Genomic DNA, 26,642 nt, shown 5'->3' with positions numbered 1-26,642 from the left:
CCTCAAAAGCTTTAAATATTTTTCTGTCACATTCATGTAACAAGGATGTTGTATGATACAATTGGTTTTTGTTTAAAAGCAATGGAGGAAAAAATATGAAAGTTTTAATTGCAGATGACGAACAAGATATGTTAAGGATTTTAAAAGCTTATTTTGAAAAAGAAGGCTTTGAAGTATTATTAGCGAAAGACGGAGAGGAAGCACTTCAAATATTTTATGATGAAAAAATTGATTTAGCTATTTTGGATTGGATGATGCCGAAACATAGTGGTATTACTGTCTGTCAGGAAATAAAAAAGAATTCAAGCGTAAAAGTATTAATGCTTACGGCGAAAAGTGAAAGTGAAGATGAATTAGCAGCGCTTCAAAGTGGGGCAGATGAGTACGTAAAAAAACCATTTCATCCAGGAGTACTAATTACGCGAGCGAAAAAACTTATTCAGCATGATGATATTATTCAAGTACAAGATGTAAAGATAAATTTTGCCAAAAATAAAGTATATAAAAATGATATAGAGTTAGAAATTACAAAAACAGAGCTCGAATTAATAAAATGCTTTTTAAATCATAAAGGAACTATTTTAACTCGTAAAAAATTGTTAGACATTGTATGGGGATTTGACTATTTTGGAGAAGAGAGAACGGTTGATACACATGTAAGAAGGCTGCGTAAAAAAATTGGAGAAAATATTATTAAGACGCATCGTGGGCTGGGTTATAGTTTGGAGGAACAAAGTGAATAAACTTGGGAAAAAGCTATTTCTCAGCATTTCTTTAACCGTTATTCTTATATTTACAATTTCTTTATTATTAATTAACTTTCTCCTGCCGAAATATAATATTTATAAAACACGTGAAAACTTAAATGAATTTACAACTCAAATACAAAATGCGCCAGTCAATGATTTAGAAGATGTTATTCATACAATTGAAATTGAAAATAACGTTACAATTGCGTATACGCCAATTAATCAGTCAGAAGATGCTATGAACGACGCGTTACGCATGCAACTTACGAAAAAGAAAGTAACGTTAAATAAGCTTTGGATTACGAAAGACGAAGTTATGAAAGTGAAGACGGAAGGGCAATCGAATAAACTGTACGATCAAGGAAAGGTAAAAGCGAGTTTTTTTGCTAAATATATTGCGAAAGATGATACGATAATTTTAATTGGGACTTCCATTGCGAATTCAAATGAAATTATAAATACGTTAAATACATTTTACTTATATATCCTATGTTTCTCGCTCCTTCTTATTATTTTACTTGTGTGGATACTTTCAAAAATAATAACGACACCACTGAAAGAGTTAAGTGATGTGGCTCAGGATATTTCACATTTGCAGTTTAAAAGAACGAAAGTGAAAACGAATGATGAAATAGGAGAGTTGGCCAATAGTATTAATATCATGAGTGAAAAACTACATGAAGCACATCAAGACTTAACTGATCGTAATGAACATTTAAAACGATTTATGGGTGATGTAACGCATGAATTAAAGACACCGATCGCATTAGTAAAAGCATACTCTATGGGGATTAAAGATGGATTAGATGATGGGACTTATGTAGATACAATTATTAAACAAACAGATCAAATATCAAACTTAATTGAAGAACTATTACGATTTTCTAAACTAGAAAGAGATATTTTACAAAAAGAAGAATTCCCCATTGAACCACTGGTTCAGAGTATATTAGATAAGCATCAGATTGAACTGGATTCGAAAGAAATTAACTTGCAAGTAAATTGTAATGCGGGCAATACAATCGTTTATGCAGATTTAAATAAAATGAGAATGGTGTTTCAAAATTTAATTTCTAATGCGATAAAATATACAGCAAATCAAAACATAATAATTACATTAGAAGATAGAAATAAAAGTATATATTTCCAAATAAAAAATGGCATTCCTACGGATAAAATTAAGGATATCGAGAAAATTTGGGAGCCTTTTTACGTACTAGAATCTTCTCGTAGTAAAGAAAAATCAGGTACAGGATTAGGACTAGCGATAGTGAAAAGTATTTTAGAAAGGCATGGTTTTGAATATGGAGTTTCCTCTATAGATGGAGAAATTCAATTTTATATAAATGTGAAAAAGGACTAATGAAAATATTAGTCCTTTTTGCAGCTTTAGAGATTAGCGATATAGGATGAATCACCATAATTTTCGAAATTGATGTATTAAATGGAGAATTAGCAAATGTTCTACTTTCATTAAATTCACGTGAAGTTCACAGGAAAACGTTATATTTACATAGTTATATTTGAATTTAATGAAGTGAGGTATTCAGATTTGAAAAGAAAGAAATTAGTAATTGGTAGCATTTTAATGGGTATGACGTTATCTTTATCTGCATGTGGTTCATCAGATAATATTGTAACGACAAAATCAGGAAGCATTTCAGAAAGTGATTTTAACAAAAAATTAAAAGAAAACTACGGTAAACAGAATTTATCTGAAATGGTAGTAGAAAAAGTATTACATGATAAATATAAAGTTACGGATGAAGAGGTAACGAAACAACTAAAAGAATTAAAAGACAAGATGGGCGATAATTTTAATACATATATGGAATCCAATGGTGTGAAAAATGAAGATCAGTTGAAAGAGAAATTAAAGCTTACTTTTGCTTTTGAAAAAGCTATTAAAGCAACCGTAACGGAAAAAGATATTAAAGATCATTATAAGCCAAAGCTTCAAGTTAGCCATATTTTAGTAAAAGATGAAAAGACAGCAAAAGAAATTAAAGAAAAATTAAATAGTGGCGAAGATTTCGCGGCATTGGCTAAACAATATTCAGAGGATCCAGGTTCTAAAGAAAAAGGTGGGGAACTATCTGAATTTGGACCTGGTATGATGGTGAAAGAATTTGAGGATGCTGCGTATAAGTTAGAAGTTGGTCAATTGAGTGAACCTGTTAAATCTTCTTTCGGATATCATATTATTAAGCTAACGGATAAAAAAGAGCTTAAACCGTATGAGGAAGAGAAAGAGAATATTCGTAAAGAATTAGAACAGCAACGTATACAAGATCCTCAATTCCATCAACAAGTTACTAGAGAACTGCTTAAAAATGCAGATATAAAGGTATCTGATAAAGACTTGAAAGATACCTTTAAAGAGTTAGAAAAATAATAAATGGAATGTAAGGCAAGCGATAGAAATATCGGTTGTCTTTTTCTCTATTTATCCCGCTATTTGCCGGGCAGTAAGACCCCAAAACTCAAAATTCAGCGGAAGCAAAGAAGTTAGGTGGGGGCCCCGCTGCTCGTAAACGCCCGATTGGTGAGGGCTCACTTTATATAGAAGCTGGGAGTGGGAAAATAATTTCACACCTCCATTAAATTTTACTTAATAAGAAATCTTTGAGTTTCTCAACTTTTATATAAAAATAAAACTGAATTTTCATTTATTTTGTTATATAGTAAAAGAGAACGAATAAGGGGAGGGAATATTTTGAGTAAAAAGAAAATGGCAATTACACTGTCAGCAATGCTATCTGCAACAATTATACCTAGCTTTACTATGGATGTGCATGCAGAGAAGAAGGAAGAGACTAAAAATACGAAAATTGAATTAGAAAATGGGATGACAAAACCGATTTATTCTCTCGATGAAGCTATTATCGAAAATTTATATGTAGAGACAGAAGTTGATAGTGATCGAGACGGTAAGAAAGACAGAGTATCGATAAAAGTTATGCGTCCAAAGACAGATCCGAATGTGAAAGTTCCTGTTATTTATGAAATGAGTCCATATCGATCTGGATTAAAAGATGTTCCTGTATATAATGTAGATGAAGAATTGTATGCGTATGAAGGAAAACCGTATGGAGCGATTAATCTTGGTTCGTATGGGAACTATTACGTGCCAAGAGGTTATGCAGTTATTTTAGGCGAAAGTATCGGTACTGGAAAATCAGATGGATGCCCTACAACTGGAGATGAACAAGAGATACTTGGGACAAAATCTGTTATTGATTGGGTAAACGGTCGCGCGAAAGCATTTACAGAACAGGGTGAGGAAGTTCAGGCAAATTGGTCTACAGGCAATGTAGGTATGACTGGAGTTTCTTATAATGGTACATTACCAAATGCTGTTGCGACTACTGGAGTTGAAGGTTTAAAAACAATTATTCCAATCGCAGCAATTAGTAGTTGGTATGATTATTATCGTGCAAATGGTGCAGTCATTGCTCCAGGCGGATATCAAGGAGAAGATACAGATAATATGGCAGAAGCAGTACTGACAAGGGAAAACCCTGAAGTTTGCGGACAAGTTATAAAAGAGTTAACGGCTGGACAAGACCGAAAAACAGGTAATTATAATGATTTTTGGGATAAACGTAACTATGTAAAAGATGCTAAAAATGTAAAAGCGAGTGTATTTGTTGTTCATGGTTTAAACGATTGGAATGTTAAAACGAAACAGTTCGCGCAATGGTGGGAAGCACTTGGAGAAAATAATGTTCCGCGTAAAATGTGGCTACACCAAGGTGGTCATGGTGGGACATCAAGTAATAACTGGCAGCAAACACAAAATAAATGGTTAGATTATTGGTTGTACGGAATTGAAAATGGAATTATGGATGAACCAATGGTTGATGTGCAAAGAGAAAATAAAACGTGGCAAAAGATAAAAAATTGGCCAGATCCAGCAGCTGTACCTTCAAAAATCCGTATGTATTTAAGCAATAAATCAGTCAATTTGCCACTAAGTATGGGATCGGCTAATAAAGTTTTCTCATTCTTAGATGATGCACAAATAAAATCAAACCAATTAGTAGCAAATCCAGAATTAGAAGTAGCAAATCGATTAGTATATACAATGCCTGTACTGCAAAAAGATACGCGTATAAGTGGTACACCAAAGATTTCAATTACAGGAAATATTGATCGATCTGTATCAAATTTAACAGCGTTACTTGTTGACTATGGAGGAGCGAAGCCGGAAATCGTAACGAGAGGCTGGATGGATCCACAAAACGTAAAGAGTATAGAAAATTCAACAGCGATTCAAGCGGGCAAAGATTATACATTTACATGGGATATGCAGCCAGATGATTATGTATTTAAAGTGGGGCATCAAATCGGAGTTGTTTTAATTGCAAGTGATTATGATTATACAATTAGACCGAAAGCTGGCACGAAACTTACAGTGAAATTAAGTGAAGTGACATTGCCGATTGTGAAATAAATATTTTTTCTAAAGAGCTTACTAAAGTAAGCTCTTTAATTTGTAGTCTGAATTTTTAATTTTTATATTTCAAATTGGAAGGGTATGTAATACAATATCATTATATTCTATGGAAAGTGAGTGATATATTATGATAGTCAGCTCTTTCGAAATCTCATTAAAATTAGAGGTACAGGAAGATTAGTTGAATTGAAATCTTCCGTACGTAAAAACGGAGGAGAAAATAAATGTTTAGTTTTTATAGTACACTTTGTACGGAACTGTATGATTACACAAAACCAGTCGGTTATTCTTTAAATGGTGATATTGAGTATTACAAAGAACGTTTAAAAGATTGTAGAGGAAGAATCCTCGAAGCCGCAGTAGGTTCAGGGCGTGTCATCATTCCGCTTCTAGAGGCTGGTTTTAAAGTGGATGGGATAGATTATTCACCTGAAATGCTAGATTCTTGCCGTAAGCGCTGTAAAGAGAGAGGCTTACATCCTAATTTATATGAAGGAAGCTTGCAACAATTTTCACTTCCGCATAAATATGAAGCAATTATCATTCCTACTGGATCTTTTTGTTTAATTGAAAATCGTTTGGATTCTATAAATGCATTAATATGTTTTTATGAACATCTTAATCCAGGTGGACGATTAATCGTAGATATTATGCTCCCGCATAAATGGAAGACTGGGGAAATTCATACATCGACTTTCTCTTTGCCAAGCGGAGACGGAATCACATTAGAAAATAAATCAATTGAAATAGATTGGCTGAACCAAGTTACTGTATCATATTTGAAATATGAAAAGTGGAGTAAAGGACAGTTAGTACAAACAGAATTGCAACGCTTTGCGCTGCGCTGGTATGGAATAGAAGAGTTTATACTTCTTTTAGAAAGTATAGGTTTCTCAAACATTACTTGCTCTGCTGAATATGTTTATGAAAAAGAACCGTCAAATGCAAATCAAATGATTACTTTTGAAGCTGTGCGAAAAGAATAGAACTAAAACTATGAATAAAAAATAAGGCAATCGTTTTAAAATCGGCTGTCTTATTTTTTATTTTATGTAATGGTTTATAGAGAAAGATTGGAGGGAAATAAATGAAACTTATATTAATATTTGGCCCACAAGCAGTTGGGAAAATGACAGTGGGGCAAGAATTAGCAACATTAACTGGTTTAAAACTTTTTCATAACCACATGACAATTGATTTAGTAAGTCCAATTTTTGATTACAGTACGAAAGAAGCAAAAAGACTAGTAAGTTTATTTCGTAATGAAATATTTGAAGAAGTATCTAAAAGTGATTTATCTGGAATGATTTTTACGTATATATGGGCATTTGACCTCCAAGAGGATTGGGATTATATACATCATGTAGAAAATATTTTTGAATCAAAAGGTGGGACAGTGTATTTTGTAGAGCTGGAAGCGGAATTAGATGAAAGATTAGAACGAAATAAAAGCCCGAATAGATTAGAACATAAACCGAAAAAAAGAGATATTGAGTGGTCTGAAAATAATTTGAAAGAAACGATGAAAATGCATAGATTAAACTCTCTTCATGGTGAAATTGAAAAAGAAGAGTATATAAAAATTAATAACACGTATTTGAGTGCAAAAGAAGTAGCGGAAATGATTAAAGAGAAGTTTCAATTGTAAAATTCCCGAAGTCTATTTCGTTTCTATTGTCCAAGCATTCTCCTACTAATTACATATACTATTTATGTTAAAATCGGTCACTATTTTAGATGGTGCTATTTTAATATATATAACTATGCAGGGAAGAGGGGAGAATAAATTTGGAAAACGTAGAACAAGATAGAATTGAAAATCAAGTGTATTCAAATCGTGTAGTAAGATCAGAATTTGATGCGAATTGGGAAACTTGTATATCAAAGAGTGGTTATGTAATTTATATAGCAACAAGTAATAATGCTGAAGTAATAGTGCTTCTTGCAGATGGTTCAAGTAAATTATTAATTTTCGAAAAAGGTGGTAAAGTAGTAGTAGGTGGCGGTGGAACAAGTCATTACAGTAAGCCACATATTGCAAGAAATATTTAAGGTAAAACATGTTAATTGAGAAGAAGCTGGAAGACGGTTAGTCATTCATATTTAGAGAATGACTAACCGTTTTTAAATGTAGTTTTTGAAGAATTATATAACCAATATAAAAAGCATTTCCTATTTCGGGAAATGCTTTTTATATGTTATAGTATAATAGTGTTTTAAAACAATGTTATTTTAATATATTTCAAATTTTGTTATGTATTATTTTTATATTAAATTAGCACCTAAAGTATTTTTTTATATAAGGAGTAGTAATTAGAGAAATGAAAAATATAGACTTTATACTAGAAAGTGATGAGGCATTAAAACCGTCTGAACGATTAGTACTATTATTATTAGAGAAGCATAGAATGTTATATACGAACGATCTATTGGCATTATCAAATTTATCATATAAAACATTAACAGATGCATTAACGGCGCTAGTTTTAAAATCGTATGTGTTAAAGGAAACAGGTAAGGGAAGAAGACAGAATTGCTATAGATTAGTATGATAAGGCAGCTGTTTTAGAAACTTTTACATATGTTTTTTCAATTGTAAGGTGAAATTATATTTTTGTTTTCGAACGAAAAACTTACTATAAGAGGGGCTAAGATAGTAGCGTTTCATTTTTGTAAATATAATTATTTCATCATTGAAAATACAAAAATAAAATAAACCGCATAAAACAGAAATAAAAAACAATCCATTTTTAAAACAGAAATAAAAAACAATCCATTTTTAAAATGGATTGTTTTTTATTGGAATAATATTATTTGATATGTTGAAAGCATAAATAGCAGAATAAACATTACCTGTTTTAGTTCATGCAACTGAACAAATATGATGAAAACTATGTGTATAGTTTTTTGCTTGCTTTTTCAGTCACTCTAATGAAATCATGGTCTTCATTGTTTAAAGGCAGTATTTTTAACATTATTGCTATTCAGCATTAAGCACAAAAAAGTGATATATAATATTATTATGTAAACTTAAGGTTTTAAAAGGAAAATATAATAATGAATAGAACATGTAGAAGGAGATGCTTAAATATTTTGAAGAATGGGAGATTATTATGGAGCATTTACAATCAATAGCACAAGCTGTTATAAGTAGTAATAAGGAAAAAGTAGTGAAGTTTATAAAGGCGAGTCCAAGTATTGTTAACGAATGTAGTGAAGATGGATGGACACCACTTCATTTAGCAGCTTATTTTGGACAGAAAGAAATAGCGAGTTTTCTTTTAGAAAGTGGTGCAGATATACATAGTAGAGCGAAAAACGAAAATGAAAATACGCCTTTGCAAGCAGCAATTGCGAACAAGCAAAGTGAACATGTTGCTTTCTTAATTGAAAAAGGATTAGATGTAAATATTATGCAAAGTGGTGGCTGGACAGGACTTCACGAAGCGGCATTATTAGGAAATGAAGAAATAATTATGTTACTCCTTAAAAATGGAGCTAATAAGATGATAAAGAAAAATGATGGGAAAACAGCGTATGATATTGCATTAGAAAAAGGATATGATCATCTATTACATCATTTGAAACAGGAAGTGAACTTATGATGAATAAATGGAGTGTTGGTATATTTTTATTTAATGAAGTAGAAGTGTTAGACTTTGCAGGGCCATTTGAAGTTTTTTCTGTAACTGAGGTGAATGAGGAAAAACCATTTACTGTTTATACAGTTAGCGAGAATGGGGAAATGATTACAGCAAGGAACGGATTGAAGGTACAGCCAGATTATAGTATTGAAAATTTACCACCAGTGGATATTTTAATAATTCCGGGCGGGCTAGGTGCTGGAGAATATGAAATAAAAAATGAAATAGTAATAAAATGGATTCGCCAACAAATGAAAGAAGTAAAGCTGATGACTTCAGTTTGTACAGGAGCGCTATTACTGGCGAAAGCAGGTTTACTGGAAGGTTTAAAAGCAACAACACATTGGGCTAGTATTGAAAAGTTTAAAAATGAGTTTCAAAATGTTGAAGTTATAGAAAATGTAAAGTTTGTAGATGAAGGACATATTATAACATCTGCCGGAATTTCAGCTGGAATTAATATGGCATTTCATATTGTGAAAAACTTGTTAGGTGTGCATGTTGCGGAGGACACAGCGAAGCGAATGGAGTATGATATTAGTTTCCCAAATTAAAAAGCCCGAATTGGGCTTTTTATATTGAATGAATATAGTTAAGCTCTTCATCACTCAACATAGGGCGAACAGATGCATTTGCATTTTCTTGTGCTTGTATTCCTGTTTTGGCACCAGGAATTACAACACTTACTGCCGGATGAGAGAGTACATAGCGAAGTGCAAGTTGCCCTAAGGTCTGATTTTTATTTGAGAGCAACCGAAGTTTCTCTACAGTTTGTAAGTCTTCTTGAAACCAAGTTTCATTTGGCCAATCTTTGCGTAAATCTCCATCCGGAAAAATTGTTTTATTTGTGAATTTTCCAGTTAAAATGCCCATTTTTAATGGACCACGAATAACAGCTCCTAAATTTTTCTCTTGTAAAAATGGTAATATATCTTTTTCTGGTTTTCGATTTAATATATTGTAATCAAGCTGTACGATATCAATTTCGTTGTTGTTATTGAAATGATGAATGTATTGTAAATCATGAGTCGAAACACCGACTGCTCTTACTTTGCCATCACGTTTTAATATGTCAAATGCACGTAGAAATGCTTCTGTTTCCCTACGATTATGCCACCAAATATGACAAAAATAAAGATCAATATAATCTGTTTGAAGACGTTGTAAACTTGTTTCGAATACGGCGATGATTTTTTCGGGAGTATCATATACAGGAACTCCATTAGGGTCGTAGTGATGCCCGATTAAACCACCTTTCGTTGATAGGATAATATCATTGCGATGTCCTTTAATCGCGGTAGCCACCAACTTTTCGCTATGTCCTAAACCATACACATCCGCAGTATCAATAAAATTCACACCACACTCAATTGCTTTTTTTATAGCGGTTATAGATTGTTTATCGTTAACAGGTCCCCATTCATCACCACCGATTGCCCATGCGCCAAAACCTATTTCAGAAACAGTTATTCCAGTTTTACCTAATGTGCGGTAATGCATATTTCTCCTCCTTGTAAGCATGTTATAACATGGATATGTGGGCAAGGAATTTTTTGTGTGAAAAAACTCTTCTACAATAGTAGAAAAAGAATTACAGAAACTACTATTTTATAGCAGCATGTATAAAAAAAAACGGTGTAAATATGGAAATGTCGTCGAATGCTATCTTTAATTGGTTAATTTATGGGATATTTTTGTGAAGGAGTTTATTTTATAAGAATAGAATTTAATTTAGTAAGAAAACGTGCCGATGGTAGTGAAAAATATGGGTTAGGGGGATTTGAATGAGGAAACTCAAACGAGTAAATGTTCCTAATATACCAGAGCAATTATCACAACCTAGTGACAAGCGTAGGATAAATAAAAAGAAGTTAAGGCGACTTATTTTAATGGTCCTTTTTATTGCGGCAACTACTCTGTACGTTCAATATATTTTAACGAAACAACAAGAAGTAATTGATAAAAAGAAAGATACGATTACGGATCAAAAGAAGCAATTAGTATCTTTAAAGAAAGATAAAGATTCTTTAAAGACTAACATAGAAAATTTAACAGACGATGAGGAAGAAATTTTGAAGTTAGCGAGAAAAGAGTATCAATTTTCTAAGTCAAATGAAACTATATTTGTGATGCCAAAGTAATAAAAACAGTTAGCCATTGAACTGCACCCCCAATTGTTAGACACCGTCTAACAATTGGGGGTGCAGTTTTTTATGTATGAATGTCATGGTACAAGGAACAATCACATATTGTAGAAATAAAGAGTTTAAGCTATTTTCATAAATATGGAATATGCACTAAAATAAATGTTGTTAAAATTCTGTCAATTATATTATAATACAAGGTAAGCGGATACATTTTTTAATCAACGTTGAGTTCCTCGCTCATACGACTATTAAGAAACCCGTTATCCTTGTATAAGAAAGGAAGATAGCTGTGTACGCTTCAAATACAATTTATATCGTAGGGGATGCGAAAGCACCTCAAAATAATCCCATTACTGAAAAGTTTAAAAGCTATTTCGTAGCATTTATACTTGTTAAGGATACAGGGGAAATTGTAGATGCAGACTGCTCAGCGACAATTGCATTAACATCTCAATTTGTTAAATATTTATTTCTACATAAAAATATAAATGACCCGGCGTTAGTAATGGAAGTAAAGAACCGATATTTCGGTTCTTCTCAAAAAGCGTTACTTGTAGCGCTAAAAGATGCACAGAAAAAATATAATCAGATTGCTGCTTTGTCTACTCAATCATAGACAAAATCCAGCCGTAAGAATCATTCTTATGGCTGGATTTTTTTATTTCACATTATCGTCCTACATTAAAAGTAAACGAAAACAAAGTAGAGAGATAGAAGAGTAAATGCCCAATAGGTTTACCCAATAATCCGTGGGTATAAACCTCCGGTGGATTAAAATTTCACTTCATTGGAGAACGAAAGGATGAACAAAATGAAAATTACAGATGTAAAAGTAAATCGTAGACGTGTAAAACTGCATACACCGTTTAAAACCGCGCTTCGTACTGTAACCGAAATTGAAAGTATAGATGTTTATATTCATACAGACGAAGGAGTGATTGGTAAGGGGGCTGCAGCCGCAACGCCAGTTATTACGGGGGATTTCACCAGCGGAATGGAAGAAGCGATTTTAGGGCCGATGCGTTCATGTTTAATTGGTCAAAATATCATTCAATTTCAGCAGTTACTACAGCGCATTCAAATGAGTTGTATTGGAAATTCAAGTGCGAAAGCAGCGGTAGATATCGCTTTATATGATGTATATTGCCAATATCAAAATGTGCCGTTATATGCATTGTTAGGCGGGAAGAAAGAAATTCATACCGATATTACAGTGAGTGTGGATGAGCCTGTATTAATGGCAAAAGAAGCGAAGAAACATATAGAAAAAGGATTTCAAACATTAAAGATTAAAGTGGGTAAAGAGGCGCATTTAGATTTGGAACGTATTGAGGCAATTCGAAATGTGGTACCAAGAAATACGACATTACGTTTAGATGCGAATCAAGGTTGGAGTCCAAAAGAAGCGGTTTCTATCATTCAAGAGATGGAAAATCGTAATTTAAATATAGAATTTATTGAACAACCAGTACACGCGAAAGATTGGGATGGGTTAAAGTACGTCAAAGATCGTGTGCAAACGCCAATTATGGCCGATGAAAGTATATTTTCAGCAAGTGACGCATTAAAGCTCGTTCAAGGAAGATATGCAGATTTTATTAATATTAAATTAATGAAATGTGGTGGCATACGTGAAGCATGGCGTATTGCTGATATCGCAGAAACAGCTGGTGTGAAGTGTATGGTGGGCAGCATGATGGAGTCTTCACTTTCCGTTAGTGTTGTTGCGCATTTAGCGGCAGCGCATCCTAATATTCATTATTTTGATCTTGATGCACCGCTTTGGTTAATGGAAGAGCCAGAAGGAATGACTTATTCTGGATCAAAAGTAAACCTTCAATCGACAGTGAATAGTAAATCTTAGGAGAAGAGACAAGTAAACTATCTTTTAAGGGGGATATATATGAAAAAAGTAGGAACTGCATTTTTAACAACTTTATTTATATTTTCATCGTTTACATCGGCAAATGCTGAAGAAAAGAAGGATAATAAAGCATTTATAGATGTATCTGCTGCAACGTTATGGACAGCACCTGATTCATTAAGACCAATCGATACACCGAGTGCAACAAATCCAGTGGATCTATGGAAATGGACGAAATCAATGACACTTGACGAGAAACTATGGTTAACAAATGCAAATAAATTAGAAACACAAGCTTTACTCGGTCAAGAAGTAACTGTTATTGATAAGAAAGGCGAATGGGTGAAGGTATTAGTGCATGGACAGCCAACACCACGAAATGAAGAAGGTTATCCGGGCTGGATGCCTGAAAAACAATTAACATATAATCAAGAATTTGCAGATAAAACAAATGAACCTTTTGTCTTAATAACTAAACCAACAGCGATTTTATATATAAATCCTTCTGAAAAACATAAATCACTTGAAGTCAGTTATAATACAAGACTGCCGCTATTAAGTGAAGACACAATTTCATACCGTGTATTGTTGCCAAATGGTCAGAAAGCATGGCTACGAAAAAATGATGGAACAGTTTACCGATCTCAAACTGATATTCCAACTCCGGCGGCCAATGATTTAATTAACACAGGGAAAATGTTTTTAGGCTTACCGTATATATGGGCTGGTACAAGTGGTTTTGGATTTGATTGCTCTGGCTTCACACATACGATCTATAAATCGCACGGCATTACAATTCCGCGAGATTCTGGACCGCAATCAAGAGCAGGGGTTGCAGTTGATAAAGAAAATCTACAAAAAGGAGATTTAATTTTCTTTGCACATGATCAAGGGAAAGGTAGTGTCCATCACGTTGCAATGTATATTGGTGATGGCAATATGATTCACTCACCAAGAGCTGAAAGGTCGGTAGAGATTATACCGCTAAATACACCAGGATATATAGAAGAATACGCTGGTGCTCGTCGTTACTTACCTTAAAAATAGAAGGGGGTTTTTAAATGAAAAAAGTTGTTCGTTACTCATTAGTTAGTACTCTATTAGTTTCTTCATTTTTAGTTGGTTGCGCAAAAGAAAAAACTGCAACAAAGCCGAAAGATGAGAAGAAAGTATTACAGTTACTAGAAACAGGTGAAATTCCGTCGTTAAATTCAGGGAAAGTAACAGATGCAGTCTCGTTTAACGTTTTGAATAACGTAATGGAAGGACTATTTCGTCTATCGAAAAATGATGAAGTAATTGAAGCCGGCGCACAAAAATATGAAGTGAGTAAAGATGGAAAAACATATACATTCCAATTACGTGATGCGAAATGGTCTAACGGAGAGCCAGTAACCGCTCATGATTACGTATACGCTTGGAAGCAATTGGTAAATCCAGATACTGCTTCTCAATATGCATACATTGCGTACGATGTAAAAAATGCTGAGAAGATAAATAAAAAACAACTAGGTCTAGATGAATTAGGAGTAAAAGCGAAGGATGATAAAACATTCGTCGTAGAGCTAGAACATCCTGTACCGTATTTTACGAAATTATTAATTTTACCATCCTTCTATCCAATTAACGAAAAATATGCGAAAGAGCAAGGTGATAAATATGGATTAGAAGCAAATAAAGCGGTATATAATGGACCGTTTACATTATCAGAGTGGAAGCATGAAGCTAGCTTTACAATGAAGAAAAACGATAAGTATTGGGATAAAAAAGAAGTGAAGTTAGATGAAGTAAACTATCAAATTGTAAAAGAAATTTCAACTGCGGTAAATTTATATGAAACAGATAAAGTTGATAGAGCTGTTATTTCTACAGAATTCGTAGATAAATATAAAAATAATAAAGAGTTAAAACAATATACAGATCCAGTTATGTACTTCTTCCGATTTAATGAAAATGTACCGATTCTTAAAAATAAAAATGCACGTCTTGCGCTAAGTACAGTTTTTGATAAGAAGGGACTCGCAGATTCATTTTTAAATGATGGATCGGTTGCAGCAAACTATTACGTACCAAAAGGATTTTTAAAGGGCCCAGATAAGAAAGATTTTAGAAGTACGGCTGGTGAGTTTAATAAGACAAATGTAAAACAGGCGAAGGAATATTGGGAGAAAGCAAAACAAGAGACAGGTACAAATGAAGTGACGTTAGAACTATTAAATTATGACTTGGAAAACTTTAAAAAAGTTGGAGAGTACATTAAAGAGCAGCTTGAGAAAAACTTACCAGGATTAAAAGTGAATGTGAAATTACAACCACATACGCAAAAATTAGCACTTGAGAAGAAGAAAGAATATGAAATGTCGTTATCACGCTGGTTACCAGATTATCCAGATCCAATGACTTACTTAGAAGTATTCCTTTCTGGAAGTAGCGTCAATAATACAGAATATGCAAACCCAGAATATGATGCGTTAATTAAGAAGATTAAAACAGAATTAGGTAATGATGAAAAGGCTCGCTGGAAAGCAATGCAAGATGCTGAAAAAATGCTACTTGATGATGCAGTAATTGCACCGGTATTCCAGCGCGGATTATCTTACTTACAAAAACCATATGTGAAAGATTTATATGTACATCAATTTGGTCCAGCTACAAGTTTAAAATGGGCAGATGTACAAAAATAAAAGAATGGAGAAACAGACTTCATGTATGTGATAGTCTGTTTTTCTTATTTAAAGTTAGAAAAATAGTTCATGGTATAATTTATTAGTCTGTAAACAGTATTTGGAGGGGAAATGATGTCTATGTTTGAAGAAGAGAAAGTAATTTATACAAAAAGATTATTTATGAGGAAACCAATTGTAGAAGATATTAATCAGTTTTATAACATATTAAAAAAAGATACTGTTGGCAAATGGTTGGCTAAATCAAGAGGAATGTCGAAGGAAGAAACAAATGATTATATTGGGCAACTTATCTTACATTGGGAACAGTATGACTTCGGGGTATGGTTGTTATTTAATAGTGAAACAGGAAAGCTTTTAGGACATTGTGGTTTAAGAAAGGTAGATGAAACAGGTGCAATAGAAATTATGTATCTCCTTGACCCAGAACATTGGAGGAATGGGTATGCATTAGAAGCAGCAGAGGCTTCCATTAAATATGCAATAGAGACTTTGAATGTAACAAGAATAATTGCTAGAGTTAAAGTAGCAAATGAGAGCTCGAAAAAACTTTTACGAAAGCTCGGGTTTATATATACTCATGAAGTTAATCATAGCGGGCGTTTATTATCATATTTTGAACTTCATACATCATCCGAAGAATTCTAGACATTTCATATGTTTTTTTATTGTTAAAAAATAAAATTATTACTAAAATTCCAGTGTGAAATTTATGTAGAATCTTGTATAATTAACATGTTTCTATGGAAACATTTTCTTGCGCTATTTATATAGGGCTTAATAGAACAAGGAAGGAAATACATACATGTATATAATAGATAAATAGAATGGGACATGTATAGAGACAAAGGAGAGAAAAGATGACGTGTCAAAAACAAGGGTTACAATTTAATAACGATAGAAAGAGGGACAGAAGATGAAAATGAAGCATGCTTTTGGTCCTATAATTTTAGCATGTGTGCTTTTTTTCATTATCATTCTAATCCCATCGAAAAGTTTAGTATCGCTTATTAGTGATAAGAAGGTAGAAGATGCGGCAACTTCTTTACAAAAAGAGAAATTACAAAGTGTTTTCTTACAGCAAAAAATGTTAGAGAATTCACAGTATTTACCGATGTACGGTTCATCAGAATTTTTACGAATGGATGCATATCATCCGTCTAATTATTTCAAAGTAAATCCAGCTGGTTTTACACCGTTTTTAATTGGAACTGGCGGTACACAAAGTTTAGCTCATATTTTAAATATGACATCTACTATGGATGAATTAGAAGGTAAAAAAGTAGTCTTTGTTCTTTCACCACAATGGTTTACAAAGACTGGTGTCTCACAAGGGGATTTCACTAATAATTTCTCCAAACAACAAGCATATCATTTTATTTTTAATGATAAGATAAATCCAGAAATGAAAAAGCAAATCGCGAAACGGCTATTAGATTATAAAGTTGTTCAAGAAGATGATATATTAAAAAATTCATTAGAAGGTATTGTATATAATGATACGAAACATAACATAAAAGCAGGTTTAGTTAAACCACTTGCTTATATGCATCGAAATATTTTAGATCATAGAGATATATTTAACTCTTTATTTAAAATCGAACCGATGAAGGAGAAAACAAATATCGGACTTCGTTCAATTTCTTGGGAAGACGCACGTAAACACGCAGAACAAGAAGGGAAAGCTGAGTCTACTACAAATACATTCGGAATTGAAAATCCGTATTATCATAAGAATAATCTGAAGAAAAAACTAAAAGGTTTAAAAAACTTTAGAGCAAATGAAACATATGATGAATCACCAGAATACGATGATTTACAAATTATTTTAGAGTTATTTAAAGAGAAAAATGTCAAACCACTCTTTATTTCTGTACCTGTAAATGGGCCCTGGTATGATTATACTGGCTTCCCGAAAGAACGCCGTGAAGTGTATTATAAAAAAGTTCGAGAACAGGTTGAGAAAGCAGGATATCCAGTAATTGATTTCTCTGGTCATGAATATGATAAGTATTTCTTAAAAGATACGATTCATTTGGGCTGGAAAGGTTGGATTTATTTTGATGAAGCAGTGCAGAAATTTTATTCTGAGAAATAAAGTATAGAAATCGGAATGGCTATGAGCCGTTCCGATTTTTTTAGTATAGAGGATTTTGGTGAGGACAATTTGGGAATGCATGTATATCTTGAATCTGTCTATAATCATAATGTTTCATTGCAAACTGAGCTTGATAAAGGTATTCATACACATATAATTGACCATCATGCGCTGAACATAATACACCAGAAGTTCCTTGCCCATTTATGAAGGAAATGCCGATAGGGCGTCCGATTAAGTACGGTATTTTTTGCTGCCAATGCATAGGGGAATCACTCCTTTTTGAGATAATATACGAAAGAAATGATCAAATGGTTGCTTATCCATGTAAATGTAGATGGAAAGGTATTATATAATTCCTGAAGATTAATTCATATATAAATAAAAAACCGCTATAATTCCGAATGAATTTATAGCGGTTTTTATTATATTCTTAAGCGAGATTTTTACGCTTTTTTGTCCATTTTTTTATAACGAAGTATAAAAGTATAAGTACGACGCCACCAATTGCGAATGATTTCACATACGGACCAGCAATATCATTTATATTCTCCCAATTTTCACCTAGTTTTTCACCTAAATAAATGAAAATAATAGACCAAGGGATAATCGCAAGTGCTGTTAATGTAGTGAAACGTAGTAATGGCATTTTTGTAATACCAGCAGGAATTGAAATCGCATGACGCACTACTGGAATGAAGCGTGCTGTAAAAATGACGCCAGTTCCGTAACGATTAAACCAATCTTCTGCAGCATCTATTTGTTTTTTATGTATGAAAATATATTTTCCGTAACGTTCTAATATAGGGCGTCCGCCGTATCGTCCAAGCCAATAAATAAAGATTTGAGCAATAACACCGCCAATTGTACCGAATACAACAGCGCCTATAAATGAGATACTTCCATTGAATACTAAGTATCCTGCATAAGCAAGGACAATTTCACTTGGGATAATTTCAATCATAAGTCCAAGCATAATGCCCCAATAACCTAATCCTTCAAAAAACGTTAATACTGAATGAATAAAACTACTTAACATTGTTGCACCTTCTAGTTTATGAATTTTTGAGTATAAGAACCTTTTATTTAATGACGTAAAAGGTTCACTATATGTAGATTATACCTTATTTACATAGGGGATTGCTATTTCAATTCTTTTATGTCTCTCATAATTATTATAGTAAAAGATATAAGCCGCGTTTTCATGAAGAGTTAATGAAAAGATTATTAAAAATTTCTCATATATCAATGATAATAGACTGAAAATTAAGTATAATGGTATAGGTCTTTCATTTACAAAAATAGGAGGAGAACATATGTATATTACAGATCCGATTTATGGACCAATCTCTATTCGTGATAGAGATATCCTTCGATTGATAGATACAAAAGCATTTCAAAGGTTGGCGAATATTAAACAACAAGGACATACTTATTTTTTACATGAGAACGCAATGCATACGAGGGAAGAACATTCGATAGGTGTATATGTGCTAGTAAATAAAGTGATAGAACATCTTACTGAGATTGGTGACATACATTTATCGAAATATGAACGAAAGCTAGTATCTACTGTAGCCCTTCTACACGATGTTGGACATGGGCCATATTCACATTGTTTTCAGCAAATATCGGGTGAAGATCATGGTGAGTGGACGGTACGAATCATTCAAGAGGACGAAGAAATACGTACGATTTTAAATCAAACACATAGATTATTAGATGATGTAACGAAAGCTTTAACAGAAGATGGAGTTTTTCCAATTATAGATGAGCTCTTATTTAATTCATTAGGAATGGATCAATTAGATTTTTGGAATAGAGATTTATATTACTCATCGCTTGAATTAGAAGGTTTACAGATAGAAGAATTGATTGCTAACATGTGTTTAATTGACGATAAACTTGTTATTGAAGAATCAGGAATCCCCTTCATCGAACAATTAATGAAAATGAAAGAAGAGCTTTACAATAATGGATTTGGCCACCCGTTTGTGATAGGAAAAGACATATTGCTGCAAACAATTTTAAAAATGATAGAGGAGAAAAATCTTTCGTTCTATACTCCTGAACTTCAAAACTTCTTTCATAAAGGAGAGAAGTTAGAAGTAGAAGACTTTCTTCCGTTACAAGATGAAATGATTTTAAATGAAATAAAGTACTTTGCAAAATCAGAGGACGTACAATTAGCGACGTTAATTCACCTTTATTTTTCAGAAGCCAAAAGTTTATCTTTTGAAAAAGGACTAGAGGGTGATTTTAAAAAGGAAAATAGCACCTTAGCAGTAATAACTGAGAAAAAGGCGTACAGTTCATATGTAGGTGGTATTTACGTCTATAGTGAGGGGCAGTTAGAGGACATTTTAGAGAAATCAAATTTCATTCAAGAGATAGTAAAGTTGCCTAAAAAAGAATATGCCTATTCAATTTGATTTGGTTCGAAAATAAAAAATGAATGAGATGGAAACGTAAATTTAGAGGAGGGAATAAAATACATGAAACATAAAATTGCTGTACTGGCAGATGTACATGGAAATGCAACTGCTTTAAAAGCAGTTATCGAAGATTCTATGAAAGAAGGTGTGACTGATTATTGGTTTTTAGGAGATTTAATTATGCCTGGTCCTGGATCGAATGATTTATTTGAAATATTAGAAAGTATTAACGTTGATACTTATGTACAAGGAAACTGGGAAGATAGTTTTCTTGACGTTCTTAATAAAAATATTGATATTGATAACGCAACTGATATTTATGTTTCTAGATTAGTTCAGTATCAATGTGAAAACTTGGATGAAAACTATATTAAGCATGTTAAAAATTTACCATTACATATAACAAAACAGGTTAATGATTTATCAATCAGTATTAGTCATAATCTACAAAATAAAAATTACGGGGGAGATTTGTGGCCCACTAATAATCAGGGACAGTTTGATCGGTTATTTGATCGTGATTATGATATTGCGATTTACGCTCATACCCACCATCAATTATTGCGCTATAGTAGCAATGATCAATTAATTATTAACCCAGGAACAGTTGGACAACCTTTTTACAAGTGGAATAAGCTAAACTCTGACTTACGTGCTCAGTATGCAATTCTTGAAATTGATGAGGCAGGGATTACTGATGTGAGGTTTAAAAAGGTTTTTTACGATGTAGAAAAGGAATATAAAAATGCCATAAATAAAAATCTTCCTTATATTGATTTATATCGTGAGCTGTTAGAGACAGGAAAAACTCATACGCATGATATTGAATTATTACAAGAAATTAATGACAAATATAATTATAAAGATGAAGTAATTAAGTTTATTGAGAAAATCTGATGGGAATTTAATAAAAAGAAATGAACATTGTTGAATGTTAGGTTAGTCATGATTTTTACATAATCAAGAGCTATTGTAGAATGAAACTTAGATGTAAAATGATTTTTGTATTTTATATTGATTGAAAACAAGCATCCCCCTGTACTACGTATATGACGGGGGGATGCTTGTTTTTTAAGGCTTCACATCTAAGTTCTGTAAAAATAAAGTTGCTGTTACGTAACGTTTTGCTAACATTTGTACATATGCGGTATGTACAGAAAGGGTCGCAATAATAATAGCGTTACGAATTGCTTCGCGTTGTTCGTTATTAATTTGATCGAACTTGCTTGCGATTTTATCAGCTTTTTCTTTTACGATGTTTTCAATTGTATGAACGGTATCTGTTGCATTTAATTGTAAGCAATTCCCTTGATTGAGTTCTTCAAATAGAGAAGAGTATGCTACATATAAATGAACAGGATTGATTAAATCATCACTTCGATCGGCTGGGTCATTTACAATAAGGCGTAATAGCTTACGAATGGATTCAAAATCAAGTGCTGTTTTTAAATCTTCGACAATAAATAGTAAGGCTGCTTGTTCAATTGAATATTTTTTCCCCTTTTGAGGAGAGCCAATCATTTCTTTTATATCTCGTTTCACCCAGTTTTGCATAGCAGTTACAGAGAAACTTGTGTTTTCAATCTGATTGCCAAGCGCAACTATTTCATTTAAAGAAAAACCGACATCAGTATCGTCAATTTTAATCAGCTTTTCAAAAATAGGTGAAAGTGCGGTAGTAATAAAAGCTGTAACGCTTTGTCCGCTTTCAATATCTTTTTTATGTGACTTTGCCCAAGCTTCTTGTAAAATACCGAGAGGCTTTTTCGTATTCCATCCTCTTAGTGATAGAAGAAGGGTAGCCATTTCGTTTCGTGTGAGATGAAATGTTTCCATCTTTTCACCTCCAAAATAATAAAAAGTTCTTATGAACTTATAATATGTTTTGTTTCATTTAAAGTCAATTCTGTTTTGCTTAAATTTTCCTTTGTCACCAAACTGTCGGAAGTAAATAATACTTGCATATTTCGACAAAAGTTCATATAATAAGTTCATAAGAACCTTTAAAATGTTCTTAAAAACAAATCTATCATTCTGAATTTACTAGAAAGATAGATTTCACATATATCTATATAAAAGGAGAATGGATATAATATGTTGAAAAAACTTGTAGCAGTAATGACAGCATTCATGGTTATCTTTGGGGCTAGCAGCTTTATGTTCGTAGATCATGCAGCAGCGAAAAGTTACAAATCTGGTAAAAAATCATTTACACCAAGTTCAGGTCAAAAGTCAAAAGTTGATTTAAACAAAAAAGACTCAAATGTAAATTCTCAAAAAACGACTCCAGATTCAAAAACGAAAGCAACAAACACGGCACCAAAAAGTAATAAAGGAAGCTTTATGAAAGGTTTATTACTAGGTGGTCTTGGTGGTTTACTAATGGGTAGCTTATTTGCAAATATGGGAGCTCTTGGTTCTGTATTAGCGTTTATGGTAAATATGTTAGTAATGGCTGGTATCGTAATGTTAGCAGTTCGTGCATTTAAATACTTCAAAGACCAACGTAAGAAGAAAGCAGATGAAGTAGCATGGAAACAATAAAAATTTCTGAACAAGAGCTTATAAATGCGCTTTGCGTATATATAGCTGAAAAAAGACAAGTGGGTCCAGAAGAAGTGTTAGTTGAACTCATGTATGATGACGACTACGGTTTCTCTGCGGAAGTAGAGGTAAATGGTCGCCAGCAAATTTTAATTCAAGCAAACTTAATCGAAGCTTTACGCTTATTGCTTGACAGAGAATATAATGTCAATCCATTCGCAGCGAGATTACAACTTGAATTAGATGATGAAGAAGGCATTTACGCATTAGCGAAATTTAATAACTCAGATGAGTAGAGAAAAGAGCTGTTGAGAATAATCTCAGCAGCTCTTTTTAGTATGTGCATATGTAGAAGAATAATCACGCCAAATTTCATTCATTTTTCGTCTACCGATATCTACCATCGGATTAAACTGAATTGCAGCTTTCTGACGAACAAAGTGAACGTTTTGCATGGCGTGAGATAATTGTTGGTCGACTATATCACGTTTTTTACTTGCATATTTTGCGATAGATAGACCTGCAACTGTTCCTTGCGCCATCGCAATTTTTCCGCTTTCAATGCCTGTAATATTGCCAGCTACAAATAAACCAGGAAGAGGAGTTTCCATTGTTTCGGAATGGAGAGGAACGTGTCCGCCTAATTCTGAAATGTAATGGAAGGGACAACCGGCTACAGCTGCAAGTTCGGCAAGTGGGTATAATCCCCCGGCAATACATACAAAATCTGCTTCATATATTTTCTCTGTTCCATTAATAACATTTCCTTTAGAGTCAATATTAGCAATACGTACACCTTCAACTTGATCTGTTCCGATAATTTCAAGAGCTGCTTTCCGAAGGTGAAGTGGCGTTCCGTTTATTTTCATTCCGTTGTTTGGATAGAATGTTAATCCAGCTTTTCGAATCCAATCAAATTTCATAAAGTGGCTACCTATTCGCAAGAAAGCAGAAGGAGCGAGGTGAGCTGCATTTAAAAGAGAGTTTAAAACTTCTTCAGGTTCACCAGCTTTTTGACTTAACTCGCTTTTCTCAGGGAGTACAATATGATCCACTGTAATTCCCGCTAATTGCAATTCACTTAAAATGGCGAAAGACAAAATGTTAGCACCAATAATAATTCCTTTTTTTCCAACTTGCACGCGATGAACATTTGTCATAACTTGAGCTGCTCCAATTGACATCACTCCTGGAAGTGTCCAGCCAGGAAGGGGAATAGAATATTCCGCAGCTCCAGTAGCAAGTAGTACGAAAGGTGCTTCTAACGTACCGATATTAGTATGTACAAACCAATTGTTTTCATCTCTATCTAAATTATAGACCGAAACACCGCACCTGATATGTACTGAAAGTGATTCTGCTTCTTCATGAAGTCGCTTCGATTCTTCTATTCCGTTCCACCATTCTCCAGTAGGCTCTTGATGCAACTGTCCTAACAATCTCCCGCCCGGCTTCATAAATTCATCAATAACGAGCACTTTTAGTCCGAAACGAGCACAAGAGATAGAAGCAGATAATCCCGCTGGCCCTGCACCTATAATAATTACATCACTCATCGCTTTTTCACCATCTCTCTCACGATATTCGGATGCTGTTTCCCGCTTTCAACAACCATGTTTTCTTCTACAACAGTTAAGCATGCGCGTACATTTGTTTGATTATTTACTGTCACGCGGCATTCGGAACAGTGCCCGATATTACAATAAATACCTCGCGGTGTTCCGCTATCTTCATGAACTCTTAATGTCCGTATTCCATTTGCTAACAGGGCAGCAGCTATCGTTTCATGTTCATATGCTTCGTATTGATGACCGTTAAATTGAAAGGTAATACGCTCACTACTTTGTAAAGTACCTAAAATAGGGTGATGTGTAATTCTACTCATTTACTTTCACCTACTGATCCAAAAGTAACTGCACGTATTGGTGGTTGATATTTTAACGGTAGTTCATTAAGAGTTACGTCAGGATTCACATTTTCAATCATTCGATCTATCATTATTCTGCATGTGCGACCACCGCAAAATCCCATGCCAGCACGTGTTCTTAATTTTAATTCTCTTGCCGAGCAGTTATATTCAGCAATTGTCGATTGAAGTTGCCCATATGTAACCTCTTCACAACGACAAACGATTAAGTTGTTTTTATTTGTCATGTGTATTCCTCCTCTAGTTCGATTTTCACAAATTATATATGCAAAAATCATGCCAATATAGAGGAGGGAGAGAGGGCTACCTGTAAACGCCTGATCGGTGCATACTGATTCTTTATTGAAGTCCAAGTTTCTTTAAACGGTTATATAAAGTAGCCCTTGTTACACCAAGTTGTTTTGCGCATTCTAATTTATTCCCATCTAAAATTCGTAAAGCCCTTTCAATAACTTTTTTCTCATGCTCATCCATCTCTTCTTGTAAAGAAAGGATTGTATTATTGTTGCTGAGTAATAGGGAATGAGCTGTATGGTTGTCTAAAGTTTCAGTCGTATGAAATGGTAAATATTCTTGTTTTATAATTCCGTCTGTTGCGAATACCACAAGCCGTTCAACAACGTTTCGAAGTTCGCGAATATTACCTGGCCAATTGTAATGAAGCAGTTCATGCATAATGCTTGAAGGTAGGTCACGAATTGGTCTGTTGTAGTTGATTGAAAAATCATTTAAGAAAGAATAAGTTAATTCAATAATATCCTCGCGTCTTTCGCGCAGCGGTGGAATCTGCAAACTAACTACATTTAAGCGGTAATATAAATCTTCTCGGAAAGTTCCTTTTCTCATTTCTTCTTGTAAATCACGATTTGTAGCAGCGATAATACGGAAATCAATATTAATTTCTTTTTCACCACCAACTCGGTAATACTTTCGCTCTTGCAGTACACGTAACAGTTTTACTTGCATATCAAGTGGCATTTCACCTATTTCATCAAGAAATAAAGTACCGCCTTGCGCGAGTTCAATTTTACCTTTTTTTCCTTTACTATTTGCTCCAGAAAACGCCCCACGCTCGTAACCGAATAATTCACTTTCAAATAACGCTTCTGGAATTGCCCCGCAGTTAATCGAAATGAAAGGCGCCTTCGCTGCCTCACTTGCTTCATGAATCGCTTTCGCAAATACTTCTTTTCCAACTCCACTTTCCCCAAGTATTAAAACAGTTGATTTTACCGAACAAACTTTTCTAGCTAATTGTATCGTTCTTTGTATAACAGGACTTTTCCCATTCATCGCAAGGAATGGATCGGATTCATCTTTATACTTTGCCACTTCTTGTTCTAAACGGTGCATTTCATGTGACATATTAAATAGTTTTTCATTTAAAGCGACTTGATTTGTAACATCTGTTTCTGAAACGACTGCTCCTATAATTTCATCATTACAATAAACTGGATTTGAATTAATTAATACGAATAAATCGGGACGAGGCTGATGGAACTGAGCGACTATGCTTTTTCCATCATGTAAAGATTGTAAAATTTCCAAGTCTTTATAATCAAAAAAACGAGTAATCGGTTGCCCAATAATCTCATTATGGTTGACTGAAAATATTTTTTCAGCGCCATCTGTCCAAGTTCGAACGTATTCTTTACTATCAATGACTGTAACAGAAGAGTCAGTTGTTTGTATTACAGTGTCATAAAATGACTGTAGTTCATTGTAGGACTTATAAAGAAATGGAATCATTTGCTGAGAAGTTATACAGCATAGCGGCTCATCGTTTTCGTTAAGGATGATAACAGCTAATTCATAAGAAAAAGCGTCAATTAATGCAGTGAATGAGTCATCTACATAAATAATTGCGCAATTATATTCTTCTGTAGTAGAAGGGAGATAATAAAACCTTTCGTTTATTTTCTTAATGCGATCAAGGCTACATGTATGATTGGTTAAAGCGCTTTCCAAAAATTCTTGTATAGTCGGAAATGAAAATGCCATAATGTCCTCCTGTTATGTATAAAAATTTTGACAGTGATAAAAAAATAATACACCTATTTACTATAAATTTAAAATATTTTTACAAATAAA

29 protein-coding genes are annotated in these 26,642 nt (G+C 33.5%); 21 read left to right on the top strand and 8 right to left on the bottom strand.

Translation table 11 applies throughout. The features are described from left to right. Positions 1–95: 95 nt before the first annotated feature. From MR112_RS14235 to MR112_RS14190, 10 genes are all read left to right on the top strand, one after another. Positions 96–743: a response regulator transcription factor gene (locus MR112_RS14235; RefSeq protein WP_000865979.1), complete on the top strand. Its 648-nt coding sequence runs from the start codon at positions 96–98 to the stop codon at positions 741–743. Continuing rightward, positions 736–2,112, top strand: coding sequence for a sensor histidine kinase (locus tag MR112_RS14230; protein ID WP_086404902.1), 1,377 nt, complete (start codon positions 736–738; stop codon positions 2,110–2,112). Before MR112_RS14235 ends, MR112_RS14230 begins: the two co-directional genes overlap by 8 nt. Positions 2,113–2,301: 189 nt before the next feature. Continuing rightward, on the top strand, positions 2,302–3,144 hold the full coding sequence (locus MR112_RS14225) for a peptidylprolyl isomerase PrsA (RefSeq protein WP_002204764.1): 843 nt from the start codon (positions 2,302–2,304) through the stop codon (positions 3,142–3,144). A gap of 321 nt (positions 3,145–3,465) precedes the next feature. After that, the gene (locus tag MR112_RS14220; RefSeq protein WP_000038293.1) at positions 3,466–5,205 is read left to right on the top strand and encodes a Xaa-Pro dipeptidyl-peptidase; all 1,740 of its coding nucleotides are present in this window, start codon (positions 3,466–3,468) and stop codon (positions 5,203–5,205) included. 227 nt (positions 5,206–5,432) lie between these two features. After that, entirely contained in the window at positions 5,433–6,194 is a 762-nt protein-coding gene (locus tag MR112_RS14215) for a class I SAM-dependent methyltransferase (protein ID WP_000490912.1), read from the top strand. A gap of 101 nt (positions 6,195–6,295) precedes the next feature. Further along, complete coding sequence (locus MR112_RS14210) at positions 6,296–6,856, top strand: AAA family ATPase (RefSeq protein ID WP_000767065.1); 561 nt, start codon at positions 6,296–6,298, stop codon at positions 6,854–6,856. A gap of 140 nt (positions 6,857–6,996) precedes the next feature. Then, complete coding sequence (locus MR112_RS14205; protein WP_000432421.1) at positions 6,997–7,260, top strand: hypothetical protein; 264 nt, start codon at positions 6,997–6,999, stop codon at positions 7,258–7,260. Positions 7,261–7,529: 269 nt separating this feature from the next. Beyond that, the gene (locus MR112_RS14200; protein WP_000789029.1) at positions 7,530–7,760 is read left to right on the top strand and encodes a hypothetical protein; all 231 of its coding nucleotides are present in this window, start codon (positions 7,530–7,532) and stop codon (positions 7,758–7,760) included. A 561-nt stretch (positions 7,761–8,321) separates the two neighbouring features. Then, positions 8,322–8,813: an ankyrin repeat domain-containing protein gene (locus MR112_RS14195; protein ID WP_242245058.1), complete on the top strand. Its 492-nt coding sequence runs from the start codon at positions 8,322–8,324 to the stop codon at positions 8,811–8,813. Beyond that, complete coding sequence (locus MR112_RS14190) at positions 8,810–9,406, top strand: DJ-1/PfpI family protein (protein WP_242245056.1); 597 nt, start codon at positions 8,810–8,812, stop codon at positions 9,404–9,406. The genes MR112_RS14195 and MR112_RS14190 overlap by 4 nt, the downstream gene beginning before the upstream one ends. 19 nt (positions 9,407–9,425) lie before the next feature. Here MR112_RS14190 and MR112_RS14185 read toward each other — a convergent pair whose 3' ends face one another. After that, complete coding sequence (locus tag MR112_RS14185; protein WP_000559357.1) at positions 9,426–10,352, bottom strand: aldo/keto reductase; 927 nt, start codon at positions 10,350–10,352, stop codon at positions 9,426–9,428. A gap of 284 nt (positions 10,353–10,636) precedes the next feature. On the opposite strand from MR112_RS14185, the gene MR112_RS14180 reads away from it, so the two are divergent. The 7 genes from MR112_RS14180 (at position 10,637) to dltD (ending at position 17,645) form a co-directional block, all read left to right on the top strand. Next, on the top strand, positions 10,637–10,993 hold the full coding sequence (locus MR112_RS14180) for an FtsB family cell division protein (RefSeq protein WP_001228727.1): 357 nt from the start codon (positions 10,637–10,639) through the stop codon (positions 10,991–10,993). A 295-nt stretch (positions 10,994–11,288) separates the two neighbouring features. Then, a complete protein-coding gene (locus MR112_RS14175; RefSeq protein WP_000271312.1) occupies positions 11,289–11,615 on the top strand; it encodes a DUF3870 domain-containing protein in 327 nt (108 codons plus the stop codon). 186 nt (positions 11,616–11,801) lie between these two features. Next, positions 11,802–12,863, top strand: coding sequence for a dipeptide epimerase (locus tag MR112_RS14170; protein ID WP_242245055.1), 1,062 nt, complete (start codon positions 11,802–11,804; stop codon positions 12,861–12,863). A gap of 39 nt (positions 12,864–12,902) precedes the next feature. Beyond that, positions 12,903–13,904 (top strand): C40 family peptidase, encoded by a 1,002-nt coding sequence (locus MR112_RS14165; protein ID WP_000755417.1) that lies wholly within the window; start codon positions 12,903–12,905, stop codon positions 13,902–13,904. Between the two features lie 20 nt (positions 13,905–13,924). Beyond that, on the top strand, positions 13,925–15,547 hold the full coding sequence (locus MR112_RS14160; RefSeq protein WP_000758260.1) for a peptide ABC transporter substrate-binding protein: 1,623 nt from the start codon (positions 13,925–13,927) through the stop codon (positions 15,545–15,547). 114 nt (positions 15,548–15,661) lie between these two features. Continuing rightward, a complete protein-coding gene (locus MR112_RS14155) occupies positions 15,662–16,195 on the top strand; it encodes a GNAT family N-acetyltransferase (protein WP_000061617.1) in 534 nt (177 codons plus the stop codon). Positions 16,196–16,463: 268 nt separating this feature from the next. Next, positions 16,464–17,645, top strand: a complete 1,182-nt coding sequence (dltD, locus tag MR112_RS14150; protein WP_000782309.1) for a D-alanyl-lipoteichoic acid biosynthesis protein DltD — start codon at positions 16,464–16,466, stop codon at positions 17,643–17,645. 40 nt (positions 17,646–17,685) lie between these two features. Here dltD and MR112_RS14145 read toward each other — a convergent pair whose 3' ends face one another. Together MR112_RS14145 and uptA are read right to left on the bottom strand one after the other, a co-directional pair. Beyond that, a complete protein-coding gene (locus MR112_RS14145) occupies positions 17,686–17,910 on the bottom strand; it encodes a hypothetical protein (protein ID WP_000558689.1) in 225 nt (74 codons plus the stop codon). A gap of 168 nt (positions 17,911–18,078) precedes the next feature. Continuing rightward, positions 18,079–18,684, bottom strand: coding sequence for an undecaprenyl phosphate transporter UptA (gene uptA / locus MR112_RS14140; RefSeq protein WP_000952913.1), 606 nt, complete (start codon positions 18,682–18,684; stop codon positions 18,079–18,081). A gap of 277 nt (positions 18,685–18,961) precedes the next feature. On the opposite strand from uptA, the gene MR112_RS14135 reads away from it, so the two are divergent. Both MR112_RS14135 and MR112_RS14130 read left to right on the top strand, forming a co-directional pair. Next, positions 18,962–20,077, top strand: a complete 1,116-nt coding sequence (locus MR112_RS14135; protein ID WP_242245054.1) for an HD domain-containing protein — start codon at positions 18,962–18,964, stop codon at positions 20,075–20,077. 63 nt (positions 20,078–20,140) lie between these two features. Continuing rightward, positions 20,141–20,977: a metallophosphoesterase family protein gene (locus tag MR112_RS14130; protein WP_000680868.1), complete on the top strand. Its 837-nt coding sequence runs from the start codon at positions 20,141–20,143 to the stop codon at positions 20,975–20,977. A 174-nt stretch (positions 20,978–21,151) separates the two neighbouring features. Here the strand turns inward: MR112_RS14130 and MR112_RS14125 are convergent, their stop codons facing one another. Next, positions 21,152–21,916 (bottom strand): DUF1836 domain-containing protein, encoded by a 765-nt coding sequence (locus MR112_RS14125; RefSeq protein WP_000447231.1) that lies wholly within the window; start codon positions 21,914–21,916, stop codon positions 21,152–21,154. A 258-nt stretch (positions 21,917–22,174) separates the two neighbouring features. On the opposite strand from MR112_RS14125, the gene MR112_RS14120 reads away from it, so the two are divergent. Both MR112_RS14120 and MR112_RS14115 read left to right on the top strand, forming a co-directional pair. Continuing rightward, entirely contained in the window at positions 22,175–22,624 is a 450-nt protein-coding gene (locus MR112_RS14120; protein WP_000914478.1) for a hypothetical protein, read from the top strand. Further along, a complete protein-coding gene (locus tag MR112_RS14115) occupies positions 22,612–22,920 on the top strand; it encodes a YxcD family protein (protein ID WP_063245515.1) in 309 nt (102 codons plus the stop codon). The genes MR112_RS14120 and MR112_RS14115 overlap by 13 nt, the downstream gene beginning before the upstream one ends. A 24-nt stretch (positions 22,921–22,944) precedes the next feature. Here MR112_RS14115 and MR112_RS14110 read toward each other — a convergent pair whose 3' ends face one another. From MR112_RS14110 to MR112_RS14095, 4 genes are all read right to left on the bottom strand, one after another. After that, entirely contained in the window at positions 22,945–24,180 is a 1,236-nt protein-coding gene (locus MR112_RS14110; protein ID WP_001286092.1) for an NAD(P)/FAD-dependent oxidoreductase, read from the bottom strand. Then, on the bottom strand, positions 24,177–24,509 hold the full coding sequence (locus MR112_RS14105; RefSeq protein ID WP_000087065.1) for a (2Fe-2S)-binding protein: 333 nt from the start codon (positions 24,507–24,509) through the stop codon (positions 24,177–24,179). Before MR112_RS14105 ends, MR112_RS14110 begins: the two co-directional genes overlap by 4 nt. Beyond that, on the bottom strand, positions 24,506–24,778 hold the full coding sequence (locus MR112_RS14100) for a (2Fe-2S)-binding protein (RefSeq protein ID WP_000182620.1): 273 nt from the start codon (positions 24,776–24,778) through the stop codon (positions 24,506–24,508). Before MR112_RS14100 ends, MR112_RS14105 begins: the two co-directional genes overlap by 4 nt. Positions 24,779–24,890: 112 nt before the next feature. Next, positions 24,891–26,552, bottom strand: a complete 1,662-nt coding sequence (locus MR112_RS14095; protein ID WP_078404951.1) for a sigma-54 interaction domain-containing protein — start codon at positions 26,550–26,552, stop codon at positions 24,891–24,893. Between the last annotated feature and the right edge of the window lie 90 nt (positions 26,553–26,642).

It is taken from the genome of Bacillus cereus group sp. BfR-BA-01330, assembly GCF_022663885.1.
Classification (GTDB): Bacteria; Bacillota; Bacilli; order Bacillales; family Bacillaceae_G; genus Bacillus_A; species Bacillus_A cereus.
The sequence above is the reverse complement of the archived record's forward strand: the minus strand, read 5'-3'. Positions and strand labels throughout refer to the sequence as shown.